We start from the raw sequence: 14969 nt of genomic DNA on the forward strand, positions 1-14969 counted from the left end.
CGGATCGAAAATAACGCTTGCATCCACTAAAAGCTACCTTTATCACTATAGGAGAATTTTTATCGCCAAAGGTGAAGTGAAATGTCTGATACGAGAAAAACAGCAGGCGGTAAAGGCGCGTCGCGCCGTGACTTTCTGAAGACTGTTGGCGTGGCCGGGGTCGGGATCGCGGCGGCACCTTACTTCATCGGATCCGCTCGGGCAGAAAGCAAACGCATCATGGTTCGGGACCCTGGCGGCACCTGGACCAAAGGTTTCAAAGAGTCGTTTTTCGATCCGTTCTACAAGGAAACCGGCATCGAAGTGGTGGGGATTACTTCGGCGGCAGAACCCACCGCAGAAATCCGCAGCATGGTGGAAACCGGCAATTACACCTGGGATATCGGCGGTTCCATGAGCCTGTCGAGCATCAACCAATTGGCTGCCGCCAACCTGATCGAACCGCACAAGCTCGATGATCACCCGGTGATCAAGACTATCCCCGCGCAATACCGCACGCCCTACGCCGTCGGCTCGGATATTTACTCCACCGCCATTGGCTACAACACCGAAAAGGTCAAGAAAGTCCCGCAGTCCTGGAAGGATTACTGGGACGTGAAGAACTTCCCCGGCCGCCGTGGCCTGCGCAAATATCCGTTCGACAGCATCGAACAAGCGCTGATGGCCGACGGTGTCGCACCGGCTGATCTCTATCCCTGCGATCTGGATCGCGCCTTCAAGTCACTGGACCACATCCGTGGCGACATCTCTGCGTGGTGGACCTCCGGCGCCCAGGCGACGCAGATGTTCAGCAGCGGCGAAGTGGACATGATGCCAACTTGGGTGGCGCGCATCTTGGCAGCACGCGACGCCGGCGCGCCGGTGGCCATTTCGTGGAATCAGCACATTTGGGGCGTCGATGTGTGGGCCATCCTCAAGGGCACGCCAAAGGCCGATATCTGCCGCCAGTTCATTGCCTTTGCCTGCGATCCCCAGCGTCAGGCCAAGCTCACCGAGTACGTGATGAACGGTCCGACCCAACCCGAAGCCTTCAAGTACATCCCGACCGAACGTGCCCGGGACCTGGCCACTCACCCGGACAACATCAAGCTCGGCATCGGCATCGACAACGACTATTGGGCCGAGAACAAAGCCGAAGCGCTGGACCATTTCAATGAATGGATTCTGGGCTGACTGACCTGAGGAGAGACGCAATGGCGACGACTATCAAATTGCGGGTCGATGGCGTGCACAAACGCTTCGGCTCCTTCGTGGCATTGAAGGAAACCAGCCTGGAGCTGCATGAAGGCGAGTTCCTGACCCTGCTCGGCCCCTCCGGCTCGGGCAAGACCACGCTGCTAATGATGGTGGCCGGCCTGATGGAACCGGACGGCGGCAACCTGTGGATCGACGGCCGCCTGGCGACCTACTCCCCGCCGTACGAACGTGATATCGGCATGGTATTTCAAAGCTATGCCTTGTTTCCGCACCTGACCATCGCGGAAAACATCGCCTTTCCGCTGCGCATGCGCAAGCACCCGGCGGCGCAGATCGACAAGCAAGTCAAAGACGTGCTGGAACTGGTTCAGTTGCCGCAAGTCGCGCAACGCTTCCCCCGGGAACTGTCCGGTGGCCAGCAGCAGCGAATCGCGCTCGCCCGCTGCATCGTTTATCAGCCAAGCATCATCCTCATGGATGAACCGCTCGGCGCGCTGGACAAGAAACTGCGCGACCAATTGCAGATCGAGATCAAACGACTGCACAAACAGCTGGGCACCACCATTTTGTACGTTACCCACGACCAGCAGGAAACCCTGACCATGTCGGACCGCGTGTGCCTGATGAATCATGGTCACATCGAACAGCTCGGCACGCCCAACGACCTTTATTTCCGTCCGCGCACCGTGTTCGCTGCGGACTTTCTCGGCGAGTCGAACATCCTCAGCGGTGAAGCGGTCAGCCAGGACGGTTCGGTCGTGGCGATTAACAGCACCGAACTGGGCGGCTCGCTGCACGCATCCGGCAACCAGAGCGGTACGCTGAACTGGATGGTGCGCCCTGAGCGGATGCGGCTGGCCAGCGCACCTGAGCCAGGCTTCAACGCCATACAGGGCATCTTGAACGAGGTGGTTTTCACCGGTGGCGTAACACGGTCGCTGATCACCACCCCCGGAGGCGCAATCCTGATGGTTGCCGGGCTGACGTTCGAGCAAGGCCTGGCCAGTCAGCCAGGCCAGTCGGTGTGGGTGCTTTGGCATCCGTCGGACACGGTGCTGCTGCCGGCGACGCCCAATCAGGAGGCCGCATGACCCTGGCCGCCCTCGACACCAAACTGGCGAATGCATCCATGCGGCGTCCGTTTCGCATCAAGCCATGGATGATGGTGCTGCCCGCGCTGCTGTTTCTGGTGCTGTTGATGGTCTACCCGGTGGTGGAGTTCCTCGGTCTGAGCGTGATCCGCAAAGGCGAGTTTTCGCTGTACAACTATCAGCGTCTGTTTTCCCGGGACATTTACTGGCGAGTGCTGGTCATCACGCTGCAATGTGCTGGCTGGACCACTTTGTTTGCCATTCTGTTTGGCTATCCGGTTGCCTATCTGATCGCCACCACACAGAACAAGACCCGCGCCAGGCTGATGTTCTGGCTGATGCTGCCGTTCTGGACCAGTTTTCTGGTACGCACCTTCGCCTGGATCGTCCTGTTGGGCCGCAACGGCCTGTTCAACCAGTGGCTACAGGCGGTGGGGCTGACCGACGCACCGGCCGAGCTGCTGTACAACTTCAGCGCCGTGATGATCGGCATGCTCCACGCGCTGATGCCGTTGTGCGTGATCACCATGCTCTCGGTGCTCGACAATATCGACGCCAATCTGTCCCGCGCCTCGATGACCCTCGGCGCTCCACCGGGCAGTACCTTCTGGCATATTTACTTTCCGCTGTCGATGCCGGGCGTCGCAGCCGGAGGCCTGCTGGTGTTTATCACCGCACTGGGTTTCTTCATTACGCCGGCACTGCTGGGCAGCCCACGAGACATCATGCTGCCGCAGCTGATCATTCAGCAGGTGCAGGAGCTGCTCAACTGGGAGTTCGCCGGTGCTCTTTCCGTGCTGCTGTTGGTCGCAGTGCTGGTGGTGTTTTTGGTCTATGACCGGGTGTTCGGCATGTCGACCCTGGCGGGCGGATCCAGCACGCCGACCAAACCTGGACGCCTGCGCATTCTGTCGCGCCTGGGTAACCTGCTCCTGGCAGGCCTGGGTCGGGCCAGCGATCTGTTGATTCGCCTGCTCTCGCCACTGGCGGGCTCTTCGGCAAATCGTCGCAGGCGTCCAATTGGCCGCTGGTGCCTGTGGCTGGTGGTATTGGTGATCCTGTTCTTTCTGGTGGCCCCGGCGTTTGTCATGGTGCCTATTTCGTTCACTGAAACACCGGTCCTGGACTGGCCACCGAAGGGTTTCAGCCTGCAATGGTACGACGCGTACCTGGAATCGCCGGCGTGGGTCGCCGCGACCTTGCGCTCGGTACAGGTGGCGCTGCTGACCGCCGCGCTGTCGATGCTGATCGGTACGCCCGCCGCCTTCGGCTTGATGCGCGGTCTCAAGCGCGGCAACGCCCTGGTGCTGGCCTTCTTGCTGTCGCCATTGATCCTGCCGCGAATCATCATCGCCGTCGCGCTGTTCTATCTATTTTCGAAATTGTCACTGATCGGCAGCATCACCGGCCTGGTGCTGGGCCACACCATTCTGGCCGTGCCCTACGTGGTGGTCAGCGTGATGGCGGTGCTGAAGAACTATGACCAGCGCTACGACAACGCAGCCTGGAGCCTGGGTGCCAACCGCTGGCGCGCGCTGCGCTATGTGACCCTGCCATTGCTGCGCGGCGGCTTGCTGGCGGCCTTCCTGTTCGCCTTCGTGACCTCGTTCGACGAGCTGACCCTGTCGCTGTTCGTCAGTGGCGGCATGCAGTCCACATTGCCCAAACAAATGTGGGACAGCGCGATCCTGCAGGTCAACCCGCTGCTCGCCGCCGTTTCCACCTTGCTGCTGGCGTTGATCGCCGTGGTGTTGCTGCTGGCCAATCGGCTTAGCAGCCGCGACCGCAAACGCCAGACCAATTGACCCCTATTTGAAAGGAACACCACCATGTCAGTACCCCAGTTGCATGGCATCCTGCCGCCCTTTCCAACGCCGGTCACCGCTGACGGCCGCGTGGATGAAAAAGCCCTGCGCAAAATGCTGCACATGCTGATCGAGGCCGGTGTTCATGGCCTGGTGCCCATCGGCGGCACGGGTGAGTACACCGCCCTGTCCCCTCAGGACCGCGAGCGTGTCGTCGCCATTACCGTAGAAGTCGCCGATGGCCGTATTCCGGTCATCGCTGGCATGGTTTCCCCAGGCTTCGCTGAATCGGTGACCGCTGGTAAAGCATTCAAGGCCGCCGGTGCCGACGTATTGCTGGCGGTCACGCCGTTCTACGTCTCGCCGACCCAAAGCGGTATCCGCGAATACTTTCGCGCCTACCGCGAGGCGGTCGACCTGCCGATCCTGTTTTATGACGTGCCCTACCGCACACGAATCGTGACCGAGGCACAGACCATCGCCGAGATGGAAGCCGACGGCTCGATCTTCGGCATGAAAGCCTGTAACACCGACATGGCTCACTTCAATCAGGTGCTGAACCTTACCAGCCTGGATTTCCAGATGCTCTCCGGCGAAGACCTGCTGTACCCGGCCCATGCCGCCCTAGGTGCGCAGGGCGGTATCCTCGCCTCGTCGCCGCTGCTGCCGCATTACTGGCTCAAACTGTACGAGACCTTCAAGGCCGGCCACATCGAAGAAGGCATCGCCGGGCAACGACGCCTGCTGCCGTTGTTCGACGCTCTCTTTACCGAATCCAATCCTGGCCCGCTCAAGGCAGCCATGAAAATGATCGATCAGGATTGCGGCGATGTGCTGTCGCCGCTACAAGCCCCCAGCGCAGCGACCGTCGAACAGCTGCGCAAAGCCATGGGCGATCTGCGCAGCGCCGGAGTACTGCCGGCATGAGCCAGAACCTCAAGCTGAACGCTGCGGGAGCGGCGGATGACCTGCGCGTCCCCCGGGGCGAGCTGCACGCTTACGTCTGCACAATATTCGCGGCGCTGGGCTCTGACGCCCGCGAGTCCGGGCTGATGGCTGATCATCTGGTCAAAGCCAATCTGTACGGCCACGACTCCCACGGCATCAGCCTGATTCCGCTGTATGTACGTATGGTGTGTGAAGGCAAGGTCAAACCCAACACCCGCGTGAGCACGGTACTGGACAATGGCAGCCTGATGACCCTGGATGCCGGTCGCGGCTTCGGCCAGGCGGCAGGCTTTGAGGCCATCTCCATGGCCATTGACCGCGCCAAGGAGACCGGCTCGCTGATCCTTGCCTTGCGCAACAGCCATCATCTTTGCCGGATTGGCCATTGGGCCGAACAATGTGCCGAAGCGGGTCTGGTCTCGGTGCATTTCGTCAATGTGCTGCATGGCGCGCCGGTCGTGGCACCTTACGCGGGGGCGGACGCCCGGTTGCACACCAATCCATTCGCTGCAGGGGTGCCGCGCCAGGGTAAGACACCGCTGGTGCTGGACTTCGCCACCAGCCGCGCCGCCCAGGGCAAAATGCGTATCGCCATGAACCGGGGCATCGAGGTGCCGCCCGGTTATCTGATCGACGAGCATGGCGAACCGACCCTGGACCCTGGGGTGGTCTATCGCTCCCCCATTGGCGCTCTGCTGCCGTTTGGCGATCATAAAGGTGCCGGGCTCGCGTTTGTCTGCGACGTGCTCGCCGGGGCATTGAGCGGCGCGGGAACACTGCACGAAGGCAACCTGGAGGATGGGGTGTATATCAACAACATGCTGTCGATTCTTATCGACCCTGCGCGACTCGGCGGCTGCGCGCAGTGGCAGGCAGAGCTGGAGGCTGGCGCGGCTTATGTCCAGTCTTCTCCCCCACGCCCCGGAATGGGCGAAGTGCTGCTGCCTGGAGAAGTCGAGCAACAGGTTGCGGCAACACGGCTAGCCAATGGTATTCCTGTCGATCCGACCACCTGGCGTTTGATCGCTGAGGCGGCAGCGCTGGCGGGCGTATAGACAAAAAAGAGGGAGCGAATTCATTCGCGAAGGCGGTATTTCAGGCGCTACACATGCGTCAGACATATGGCCCTATCGCAAATGTCTAGTGCCCTGAGCGGTTAATCAATTCATTTTTTGTCACGCTCAGCTTTGCTTTATGCACCAAGCTTATGAAGGCCTCAGTCGTTTTACTCCATTTGAATAGCTTGGCTGAATGCTCGTTATAAGCTTCGGTAAATTGACGGATAGCCGTTTTCAAATCGGCCACGCTGGTGAATGTGCTCCGGTACGCTCGTCGCTCCAGCTGCGCGAACCAGCCCGCGGCGTTCCGCCAGGACGCACTGCTCGGGGTGAAGTGCAATTTGATGCGTGGATGCTTTCCAGCCACGACTTGATGGCGACAGTTTTTGTGGGTCGAACTTTTATTTAGAATCACATGCAAATCCAGTCACTCCATCGGCCAGCAAAAGCAGGATGCGAGACGGCTCGGCGAGGACCTGACCCAGGATACTCATCCTCATCCAACCTTGCAGGTTAACGAGATCAGAAGACGTTAAAGCAAAGGGAGAAGCTGGCTGAGGCATGCGTATAACCAATCCATGACATTGGGCGTCTAGCATGTCGTCGCTTGTAAGAAAATGAATTAACCGCTCGGATAACTAGTGCTCGGAAAATCGGCTGTTGTGCCACAAGGTACTTTGATCATGGCAGGGATAAGGGTATACGGCGCAGGTTCGGGGGGCGTTCCGCTACAGGGGGCCCAGAACAAGGCGACTGGCCAAAGTAGCGGTAGCCATCAGCACCAGTAAACCGCCAATGACGCGCTGCAAGGACATTGGCTTGCGGCGAAACAGCCATTGGCCCAGCACACCACCTGCCAGCGAGGGCAGTACCAGGGTGGCGGCCAGTTCCAGATGGGCAGGGCTTAGTACTTTTAACGCTGCCAGCACGGCGAGCGAGCTGGCGCTGCTGATGGCGAAAAAACCGATAGCGGTGCCGCGCACTTGAAGGGCCGGCAAACCACTGCGCAGCAAATACACGATGAGTGGCGGCCCCCCCGCCGAGGCCATTGCCGTGGCAAGCCCTGAGGCCGCCCCTGCTGGCAGTGCCCATTGAGTGGCCAGGGTCTTGGGCGGTGAGCGGCCTCCCGTTTTGATCAACGACAGCACCCCGCCCACCAAGCACAGCGCCGCAGCCACCGGTGCCGTCCATTGCTCCGGCAATCTGGCCAGCGCCAGCCCCCCCAGCGGCAATACTAGCCACATCCCAACTATCAACCGTATTCCCACTTCGCGGTGAAAGGTCTTCAATGCACCAGGCCATAAGCTGATGCTGCCGACGAGGTCGAGCAGCAGCACCACCGGTATCACAAGTTTCGGGGCAAGACTGGGCAGTAAACCAAGGGTCAACATCATGGCAAAGCCAAACCCGCTGTAGCCACGCACCACACCGGCCACGAATGCCAGAACCATGAACATGTTGTACTACCCCCGCAGCAAACTCCGCCATCCCGACTCCCTGGCCCATAGCAAGCGCGTCAGCCGCGTCAAGCTTCACTCCGTCACCCAGCATGATTGCGGGGCTGTTAACTCGGATGAGTCTGCGGCTACAGGTCTCTATCGACGGCGAACGGTGACCAGGCTTGCCGTGAGGGCATGACTTCCAGGCGATTGATATTGATGTGATCGGGCAGCATGCTGACGTAGAAAATCTGCTCGGCGATATCTTCGGCAGTCAGCGGCGTGGTGCTCCCGTACATCGCATCCGAGGCGGCCTGGTTGCCTTTGGTGCGTACTAGCGTGAACTCGGTTTCTGCCATGCCGGGTGCGATATCAGTGACCCGCACGCCAGTGGCAATCAGGTCGCAGCGCAGGTTGAAACTGAACTGTTTGACGAAGGCCTTGCTGGCACCATACACATGGCCTCCTGGGTAGGGCCACTCGCCGGCCACCGAACCGATGTTGACGATGCTCGCGCCCTTACCGGTGTCCAGCAGCCTGGGCAGCACGGCATGCGTCACGTTAACCAGGCCGGTGATGTTGGTGTCGATCATCGTGTGCCAGTCTTGCAGGGCAACGTTTTGCGCCGGTTCCGGTGCCAGCGCCAAACCAGCGTTATTGACAAGGCAATGGATGTTGCGAAACCCTTCGGGCAGTTCATCGACCATCTGCTGTACGGCCTTGGCGTCGCGTACATCCAGTGAGGCAACATGTACCGGAACCTGAATACCAAGCTCCTGCTGTAATATCTCCAGGCGTTCCAGGCGCCGGCCACTGAGTACCAGTGACCAACCGGCTTTGGCAAACCGCCTTGCCGTCGCTCGGCCAAATCCCGATGTTGCACCTGTAATGAATACCACCTTGCTCATGGATTACCTCGTGGGTAGTTCGATAAAAGACATAAACCGGCCGGTCAGGCCGAGATTTCAAGGAACTTGCGTACCCGTTCGGTATCCGGGTTGCTGAAGAATTTTGCCGGCGGGGCTTTTTCGATGATCAGGCCCTTCTCCAGGAACACCACCTGGTCGGATACCGCACGGGCGAACTCCATCTCGTGGGTCACCACGATCATGGTGTAGCCCTCCCGAGAGAGGTTCTTCATTACCTGCAGCACTTCGCCGACCCGCTCCGGGTCCAGTGCCGAGGTGGGCTCGTCGAACAGGATCACTTCCGGGCTCATGGCCAGCGCGCGGGCAATTGCCACTCGTTGCTTCTGACCGCCCGAGAGGGTGAAGGGATAGGCCTCATGTTTGTCGGCCAGGCCGACTTTTTCCAGCAGTTCCACGGCATTCGCTCGAGCCTGATCCTTGGGCATGCCCTTGACATAGATGGGCGACTCCATGACGTTCTGGATTACGCTCAAATGCGGCCACAGGTTGAATCCCTGGAAAACCATGCCCGTTCTGGCGCGCAAGGTCGCCAGCTCTTTGTTGCTCATCTTGCGGCCGGTCTGTTCGTTAATGCCAATGCGCTGCCCCGCGATATGAATGGTGCCGCGGTCAGGCACTTCCAGCCAGTTGATGCAGCGCAGCATGGTCGATTTGCCAGAGCCGGATGAGCCCAGCACGCTGACCACTTCGCCCTTATTCACCACTAGGTCAATATCGCGTAGCACCTCGATGCCGCCAAAGCTTTTGGACAGTTTCTTGATGCTCACTGCGGGGATGCCGTTGCTTTGCTCAGACATGATCGAATCCTCTTCTAGCACCGAAACGGCCGGCGCGCTTGAGCGCCAGCTCCAGGCAGATGCTGATCAGCCAATACATCACGATCACCACGACGAACGCCTGGGTGGGTATGAAATAGGTGGATTGCACCGAATTGGCGGCGGCGGTGAGTTCCTGCACGGTGATGATGGTGAGGAAGGCGGTGTCTTTAAGGGCGATGATCAACTGGTTGCCCAACAGTGGGCGAGTCTTGATCATTAACTGCGGTAAGGTGATGCGCAGGTACAGGCGCAGTGGCGTGAAGCCGTGCGCCTTGGCCGCTTCAATGTAGCCTTCCGGCATCACCAATCGGCTGCCCCGCAGGATCTCCGCGAAGTAAGCTGCGTGGTAGATCACTAGCGCCAGTAACCCGGAGGTCCAGGCGCTCAGGCGCACGCCCAACTCCGGAAAACCGTAGTACAGCAGGTAGGCGAGGATCAGGAACGGCAAAGTACGCATCACGTTGATCGACACCCGCAGTACCTTCGACAGCCGGTTGCCTTCTTCCAGTAGGAACACGATCACGCAGCCCAGTACAAACGCGCAACTGATCGACAGCGCAAACAGCCCCAGGGTCGCCAGCAGACCATCGATAAACAGATCGCGTGCCCCCCACAGAATGCTCCATTCAGTCATGTCGATGGCTCCTTACATGGCCAGCCGGTTGGCTTTTTTTTCCGCTAGGCCCTGTAGTTTAAGTAGTGCGCTGATGATCAGCATGTACAGCACGGCGGCGGCGAGGATGGGCGGAAGGGGGTCGTAGGTCACCGCCGAGATACGGTTGGTGACCCGGGTCAGCTCGACGATTCCGATCACCGCAACCGCTGGGCTGCCCTTGATCAGGAATGACATCTCGTTGACCAGCCCCGGCAGGCTGGTAGTGAACATCTGCGGCAGCATGATGCGGCGGAAAAACACCCCACCGGTCATGCCACAGGCCAGTGCCGCCTCGCGCTGGTCGCGGGAGAAACTCAGGAAGGCCGCACGCCAGATCTCGGCGTTGAAGGCCGCAGTATTCAGAGTCATGGCGACGATGGCGGCGGTGTTGCGGTTCATGTTGATGCCGAAGGTCGGTGCAGAAAGGAACAGAAACAGCACTAGGGTGACCAATGGTGTAGCGCGCGCCAGGCTGATATAGAGCACCAGCAGTTGTTCGACAAAAGGGATCTTGGCCATGCGTAACAAGGCGATGCCCAAGCCCAGAGCCACTCCGATGGCGATGGCGATACCACACAGCCATAAGGTGGTCCAGGCACCTTCCAGCAACAGTAGCCAGGCTTGCGTATTCATGGCTGGATCCTTATGAGGCTTTGGACGATTAGGTGTTGCAGAAGGTGAGCTTGTCGGTGTTTGCCGCTTCGCGGATTGATCCACGAAGCAGGCATGCACTGACACAGCAAGACTCAGGAAATCAATTCATCCCGGCCAGTGTGTGGAACTGCTCGACGTTGGTGATCGACTCTTTTGGCATATCCGGGAAAGCTTCGCCGAACCACTTGGTCTGTAAGGCCGCCAACCGGCCATTTTCACGGATGTGATCCATGAAGCCGGTCAAAAACTTCAGCAACTCGGGGCTGTTTTTCGGCACTGGCCAGGCGGCGAAACCAGCACCCGACACCGCGATGCCTTTGGCAAAGGTGTCTCCCCTTGTCTTGATCAGATCGTTCACTGAAATAAGAGCGTTGATCGCGTAGTCCAGGCGACCATTGGCCAGATCAGCGTAGATCTCCGGATAGGACGGGTATTCAACCACCTTGCCGATTTTGCAGCTCTTGGCTTCCATCATTTTCTTCAGCTCTGGCAGACGGGCCAGCAGTGCACTGCCGGCCTGCACCCCCACTGTCTTGCCGCACAGGCTGGCAATATCGCTGAGGGTCTTGTCATTGGCGCGCTTGACATAGAAGTGTTGGGCGGAAGCGAATGGCGGGGCGAAGTTGAACACCCGCAGACGCTCGTCGGTCACCAGTGCACCGGTGAATGCGACGTCGTATTGGCCGGCGGAAACCGAAGCGAGCAGGCCGGTCCACGGCAGGATGTCTTGCTTAACGTCGAAGTTCTGCTGTTTGGCGTACGCCTTGAGGTCTTCCAGCAGCTCCTTGTGAAAGCCCTCAGGCTTGCCGTCGACGATGAAGTTGAACGGTGCATAGTCATCCTCGGTAGCGACGCTGAGAAAACCTTTGCTTTTCGCGTTTTCGAGGTCAGCGTGTGCCGCAAACGGCATAGACAGTACTAGCGTCGCCAGGCTCAGCTTGCGTAGCAGGCCCATGGATTTACCGGTCATCGAACTCTTGCTTGAGTACTTCATGGATGCTGCTCCCGATTGATCGAAAAGTAGTGGCCGCCCTCTTGGCGGAGGCGTTCATTAGCTGCACCAACCATAGTGAGGCGCTTGGGCACAGCGATAGGGGCAGTTCGGTACATTCCCCTGGCCAGTTGAAACGGGCAAAAAGCATGGCGCGCTATTTGCTTCGTCCATCGGTCAGCATCCTGTTACATCGGCTTTAGCCGCGTCATTGGTCTGGGCGCAAGGCGAGTGGGTGCTGACTGACGGTGGCTGAGGTTGCTGTCACAAGAGCCGGACTGGCCGGACATGTGGCAAGAATTGCGGAGCACAAGACCATGATCGATCACTTGTTCCACCTGGATTTCAACCATCAGCGTGGGCTCCAGGAACAGCTACGTGAGTCACTGGTATCGGCCATTCTGGGAGGCGGCTTCCCGGCGGATGAACCTTTGCCATCGTGCCGCAAGCTGTCTCAGCAGCTGTGCATTTCACGCAATACCGTCGCGTTGGTGTACGAAAGTCTGCTGGATAACGGCTATCTGGTCAGTCGCCCACGCAGCGGCTATTACCTGCATGCCGACTACTGTGGCGGCGACCCGCGGACCGACTTGCCACACTTCACACGCAGCCAACCCAACGGCTACAGCGACGCCAGTGAAGAAGAGCGCGCTCTGGATTGGGCCGGGCGCTTCAAGATGCTCCCCAGTTTGAAGCATGGGGTGTTGCGGCCCAGCGACTGGAGCGGCTTCACCTACCCATTCATCTACGGCCAGCCCATCCGCGACCTGTTTCCGTTGGAGCGCTGGCGCGAGGTATCGCGCAATATCCTACGCAGCGAGCGTGATCAGGGCTGGATGCGCGACCGCTTTGACCGCGATGATGAAATGCTCATTGAGCAACTGCGTACACGCGTGCTGCCCAAACGTGGCATCTGGGCTGGCTCCGACGAAATTCTTGTGACGCTCGGCTCGCAAAATGCCTTGTACCTGTTGGCCACCCTATTAATGAGTAACGGCATCAAAGTCGCTATCGAGAACCCGGGTTTCCGTGACGCCCTGAGCATCTTTGAGCTGCAAGGCGCTCAGGTGCACAAGCAGGACATCGACGAGCAAGGCTTGGTCGTCGACTCGCGTATCAACGATTGCGAGTACCTATACGTGACGCCCGGCCATCAGGTTCCCACGGGCATCTCCATGAGCACGGCCCGTCGTGGCCAGTTGCTGCAGCAGGTCCGCCAGCACGACCAGATCCTCATCGAGGACGACTACGACGCCGAGCTTAATCTCGATAACCATCCGCTGCCGGCGCTCAAGGCCAGCGACAGCAGCGGACGGGTAATTTACCTGAGCAGCCTGTCAAAAGCCTTTTCACCAGGCTTGCGAATGGGCTACATGGTCGCCGACGCCGAACTGATCAACGAGTTGCGAGCCCTGCGACGCCTTATGTACCGACATCCACCGTTGAACAACCAACGCATGCTCGCCGAGTTTCTCGCACAGGGGCATTATGACGCCCACCTGCGGCGGTTTCGCGAAGAGCACGGGCGTCGTCGCACTGCCATGAGTGACGCAGTCAGCCAGCATCTGACCAATTGCCAGCACCTGGGCAGCGATGGCTCCAGTGCCTTTTGGCTAAAAACCCCGGAAGGCGTAGACACCCAGAAACTGGCCTGGGCGGCCGCGCAGAAAAGCATTCTGATTGAGTCGGGGGCGCAGTTTTTTTTCAACCCTGCACCTCCGGCTAACTTCATGCGCCTGGGCTTTCATGCCATTGATGCTGAGAGGATTGGGCCAGGAATCGACCAGTTGGCGCAGGTGCTCGACGGCTTTTGATTCGTGCTGGCCCTTAATCGGGCCGCACGCTCAACGTGCATGTTTGGCGGAAAACTCGCCAATTACCTCCTCGAAGATACCTAGCGCCTTAGCGACCTGTGCTGGTTTGACGATGCACGGCGGCACCACATGCAAGCGGTTTTCCACGATGAATGTGAGTAAGCCGCGAGCCTGGAACTCCGCCTTCATCTGCGCCATCACCGGTGCCGCCAGTGGCGTTTTCAGCTTCACATCACTGACGAACTCCAGCGCCCAGAACAGTCCGATGCCCCGCGCCTGACCAATCAGTGGGTACTTCGCCGCCAATGCCTGCAAGCCAGGCCCCAACACTTCATGGCCAATCTGCCGGGCATTGTCGACGATGCCTTCATCGGCCATCACATCCAAAGTGGCGACAATGGCCGCCATCCCCAGCGGATGTCCGGAATAAGTCAGACCACCGGGGAAAAAGTGATGCTCGAAATAGTCGGCGATCGGTTTGGAAATCATCACGCCACCGGCTGGGACGTAGCCCGAGTTCACGCCTTTGGCGAAGCAGATCAGATCCGGGACGATATCGAAATGGTCCAGCGCAAGCCAGCTGCCCGTGCGGCCGAATCCAGCCATTACTTCATCCAGGATTACCAGAATGCCGAACTCGTCGGCCAACACCCGCACGCCCGCCATATAACCTTTGGGCGGCACCAATATGCCCGCTGTACCCGGTACGCTCTCTAGCAGAATTGCCGCGATCGAACCTGGCCCCTCGCACTCAATCACCCGGCGCAAATGCTGCAGCGCGCGCTCACACTCCTCCTGCTCGGTAGTGGCATGAAATTCGGTGCGGTACAGGTATGGGTTAAAAAAGTGCACGTGTCCACGGGCAAACTCGTTCGGCACCCGGCGCGGATCACCTGTGGCCACGATCGCTGCGCCGGTGCTGCCGTGGTACGAGCGATAAGCCGATAGAATCTTGTCTCGGCCGGTGAACACCCTGGCCATGCGCATGGCATTTTCGTTGGCATCGGCACCGGCGTTGGTGAAAAACACCTTGCTGAAGTTACTCGGCGCGTGGGAAAGGATGCGCTTGGCGGCTTCGCCACGCATCAGGTTGGCCGTTGCCGGAGCCACTGTCACCAAGCTGCGGGCCTGCTCGACGATGGCTGCGATCACCTTGGGGTGCTGGTGTCCAATGTTGGTGTTGACCAACTGGCTGCTGAAGTCCAGATATTCACGTCCGTCGTAGTCCCACAGTTTGCAGCCCTGGCCGCCGGCAATTACCAGCGGGTTCAGTGCACCTTGGGTGGACCAGGAGTGGAACACATACTCGCGGTCCAGCGCGTAGACGTAATCGTTGGAAACAGGTGTGCTCATGCTCTACCTCTTTGCCGGATTTTTGCCAGCGTTTGATCAGTAATGGGCCCGCGACTGCACGGCTGTGGCATCACCATAGAAACAAACGGCGTAAGGCTCGTAGGGCCAGATGCTGGAAAAAGTTGGGTCAGGTCTAGGAACTGGCCAACGCAAATCACGCAACTGTCCCTTGGCCTGAGGGCTGACTTGGCTAGTCTTGAGGTCACTTACCCGTTTC

General features: G+C 59.2%; 13 protein-coding genes and 1 pseudogene. 6 read left to right on the forward strand and 8 right to left on the reverse strand.

What is annotated here, in order from left to right; translation table 11 throughout:
* The first annotated feature begins 81 nt into the window (after positions 1 to 81).
* Genes ACYZUD_RS14800 through ACYZUD_RS14820 form a run of 5 tightly spaced genes read left to right on the forward strand, consistent with a single transcriptional unit; the run spans position 82 to position 6096 of the window.
* Complete coding sequence (locus ACYZUD_RS14800) at positions 82 to 1173, forward strand: extracellular solute-binding protein (protein WP_462024666.1); 1092 nt, start codon at positions 82 to 84, stop codon at positions 1171 to 1173.
* 20 nt (positions 1174 to 1193) lie between these two features.
* Complete coding sequence (locus tag ACYZUD_RS14805; protein WP_462024667.1) at positions 1194 to 2288, forward strand: ABC transporter ATP-binding protein; 1095 nt, start codon at positions 1194 to 1196, stop codon at positions 2286 to 2288.
* Entirely contained in the window at positions 2285 to 4093 is a 1809-nt protein-coding gene (locus ACYZUD_RS14810) for an ABC transporter permease subunit (protein ID WP_462024668.1), read from the forward strand. The genes ACYZUD_RS14805 and ACYZUD_RS14810 overlap by 4 nt, the downstream gene beginning before the upstream one ends.
* A gap of 24 nt (positions 4094 to 4117) precedes the next feature.
* Positions 4118 to 5020, forward strand: a complete 903-nt coding sequence (gene dapA / locus ACYZUD_RS14815; RefSeq protein WP_462024669.1) for a 4-hydroxy-tetrahydrodipicolinate synthase — start codon at positions 4118 to 4120, stop codon at positions 5018 to 5020.
* Positions 5017 to 6096: a malate/lactate/ureidoglycolate dehydrogenase gene (locus ACYZUD_RS14820; protein WP_462024670.1), complete on the forward strand. Its 1080-nt coding sequence runs from the start codon at positions 5017 to 5019 to the stop codon at positions 6094 to 6096. Before dapA ends, ACYZUD_RS14820 begins: the two co-directional genes overlap by 4 nt.
* An 85-nt stretch (positions 6097 to 6181) precedes the next feature.
* On the opposite strand, the pseudogene ACYZUD_RS14825 reads toward ACYZUD_RS14820, so the two are convergent.
* The 7 genes and pseudogenes from ACYZUD_RS14825 to ACYZUD_RS14855 all read right to left on the reverse strand — a co-directional run.
* Positions 6182 to 6526 (reverse strand): annotated as a pseudogene (locus ACYZUD_RS14825) (IS630 family transposase); the annotation flags it as partial.
* A 301-nt stretch (positions 6527 to 6827) separates the two neighbouring features.
* Entirely contained in the window at positions 6828 to 7556 is a 729-nt protein-coding gene (locus ACYZUD_RS14830) for a sulfite exporter TauE/SafE family protein (protein WP_462024671.1), read from the reverse strand.
* A 128-nt stretch (positions 7557 to 7684) separates the two neighbouring features.
* Complete coding sequence (locus ACYZUD_RS14835; protein ID WP_462024672.1) at positions 7685 to 8446, reverse strand: SDR family NAD(P)-dependent oxidoreductase; 762 nt, start codon at positions 8444 to 8446, stop codon at positions 7685 to 7687.
* 44 nt (positions 8447 to 8490) lie between these two features.
* The gene (locus ACYZUD_RS14840) at positions 8491 to 9264 is read right to left on the reverse strand and encodes an amino acid ABC transporter ATP-binding protein (RefSeq protein ID WP_462024673.1); all 774 of its coding nucleotides are present in this window, start codon (positions 9262 to 9264) and stop codon (positions 8491 to 8493) included.
* Entirely contained in the window at positions 9257 to 9919 is a 663-nt protein-coding gene (locus tag ACYZUD_RS14845) for an amino acid ABC transporter permease (RefSeq protein ID WP_462024674.1), read from the reverse strand. Before ACYZUD_RS14845 ends, ACYZUD_RS14840 begins: the two co-directional genes overlap by 8 nt.
* 12 nt (positions 9920 to 9931) lie before the next feature.
* Positions 9932 to 10573 (reverse strand): amino acid ABC transporter permease, encoded by a 642-nt coding sequence (locus ACYZUD_RS14850; protein WP_462024675.1) that lies wholly within the window; start codon positions 10571 to 10573, stop codon positions 9932 to 9934.
* Between the two features lie 121 nt (positions 10574 to 10694).
* Positions 10695 to 11588 (reverse strand): transporter substrate-binding domain-containing protein, encoded by an 894-nt coding sequence (locus ACYZUD_RS14855; protein WP_462024676.1) that lies wholly within the window; start codon positions 11586 to 11588, stop codon positions 10695 to 10697.
* 314 nt (positions 11589 to 11902) lie between these two features.
* Here ACYZUD_RS14855 and pdxR point away from each other — a divergent pair, with 314 nt between their 5' ends.
* The gene (pdxR, locus tag ACYZUD_RS14860; RefSeq protein ID WP_462024677.1) at positions 11903 to 13399 is read left to right on the forward strand and encodes a MocR-like pyridoxine biosynthesis transcription factor PdxR; all 1497 of its coding nucleotides are present in this window, start codon (positions 11903 to 11905) and stop codon (positions 13397 to 13399) included.
* A gap of 30 nt (positions 13400 to 13429) precedes the next feature.
* Here the strand turns inward: pdxR and ACYZUD_RS14865 are convergent, their stop codons facing one another.
* Positions 13430 to 14752 (reverse strand): aminotransferase class III-fold pyridoxal phosphate-dependent enzyme, encoded by a 1323-nt coding sequence (locus ACYZUD_RS14865; protein ID WP_462024678.1) that lies wholly within the window; start codon positions 14750 to 14752, stop codon positions 13430 to 13432.
* Between the last annotated feature and the right edge of the window lie 217 nt (positions 14753 to 14969).

The sequence above is a fragment of the Pseudomonas sp. XS1P51 genome, from assembly GCF_054897845.1.

Coding starts and splice junctions, on each gene's coding strand:
- ACYZUD_RS14800 (WP_462024666.1), top strand. CDS start 82: ATGTCTGATACGAGAAAAACAGCAGGCGGTAAAGGCGCGTCGCGCCGT.
- ACYZUD_RS14805 (WP_462024667.1), top strand. CDS start 1,194: ATGGCGACGACTATCAAATTGCGGGTCGATGGCGTGCACAAACGCTTC.
- ACYZUD_RS14810 (WP_462024668.1), top strand. CDS start 2,285: ATGACCCTGGCCGCCCTCGACACCAAACTGGCGAATGCATCCATGCGG.
- dapA (WP_462024669.1), top strand. CDS start 4,118: ATGTCAGTACCCCAGTTGCATGGCATCCTGCCGCCCTTTCCAACGCCG.
- ACYZUD_RS14820 (WP_462024670.1), top strand. CDS start 5,017: ATGAGCCAGAACCTCAAGCTGAACGCTGCGGGAGCGGCGGATGACCTG.
- ACYZUD_RS14830 (WP_462024671.1), bottom strand. CDS start 7,556: ATGTTCATGGTTCTGGCATTCGTGGCCGGTGTGGTGCGTGGCTACAGC.
- ACYZUD_RS14835 (WP_462024672.1), bottom strand. CDS start 8,446: ATGAGCAAGGTGGTATTCATTACAGGTGCAACATCGGGATTTGGCCGA.
- ACYZUD_RS14840 (WP_462024673.1), bottom strand. CDS start 9,264: ATGTCTGAGCAAAGCAACGGCATCCCCGCAGTGAGCATCAAGAAACTG.
- ACYZUD_RS14845 (WP_462024674.1), bottom strand. CDS start 9,919: ATGACTGAATGGAGCATTCTGTGGGGGGCACGCGATCTGTTTATCGAT.
- ACYZUD_RS14850 (WP_462024675.1), bottom strand. CDS start 10,573: ATGAATACGCAAGCCTGGCTACTGTTGCTGGAAGGTGCCTGGACCACC.
- ACYZUD_RS14855 (WP_462024676.1), bottom strand. CDS start 11,588: ATGAAGTACTCAAGCAAGAGTTCGATGACCGGTAAATCCATGGGCCTG.
- pdxR (WP_462024677.1), top strand. CDS start 11,903: ATGATCGATCACTTGTTCCACCTGGATTTCAACCATCAGCGTGGGCTC.
- ACYZUD_RS14865 (WP_462024678.1), bottom strand. CDS start 14,752: ATGAGCACACCTGTTTCCAACGATTACGTCTACGCGCTGGACCGCGAG.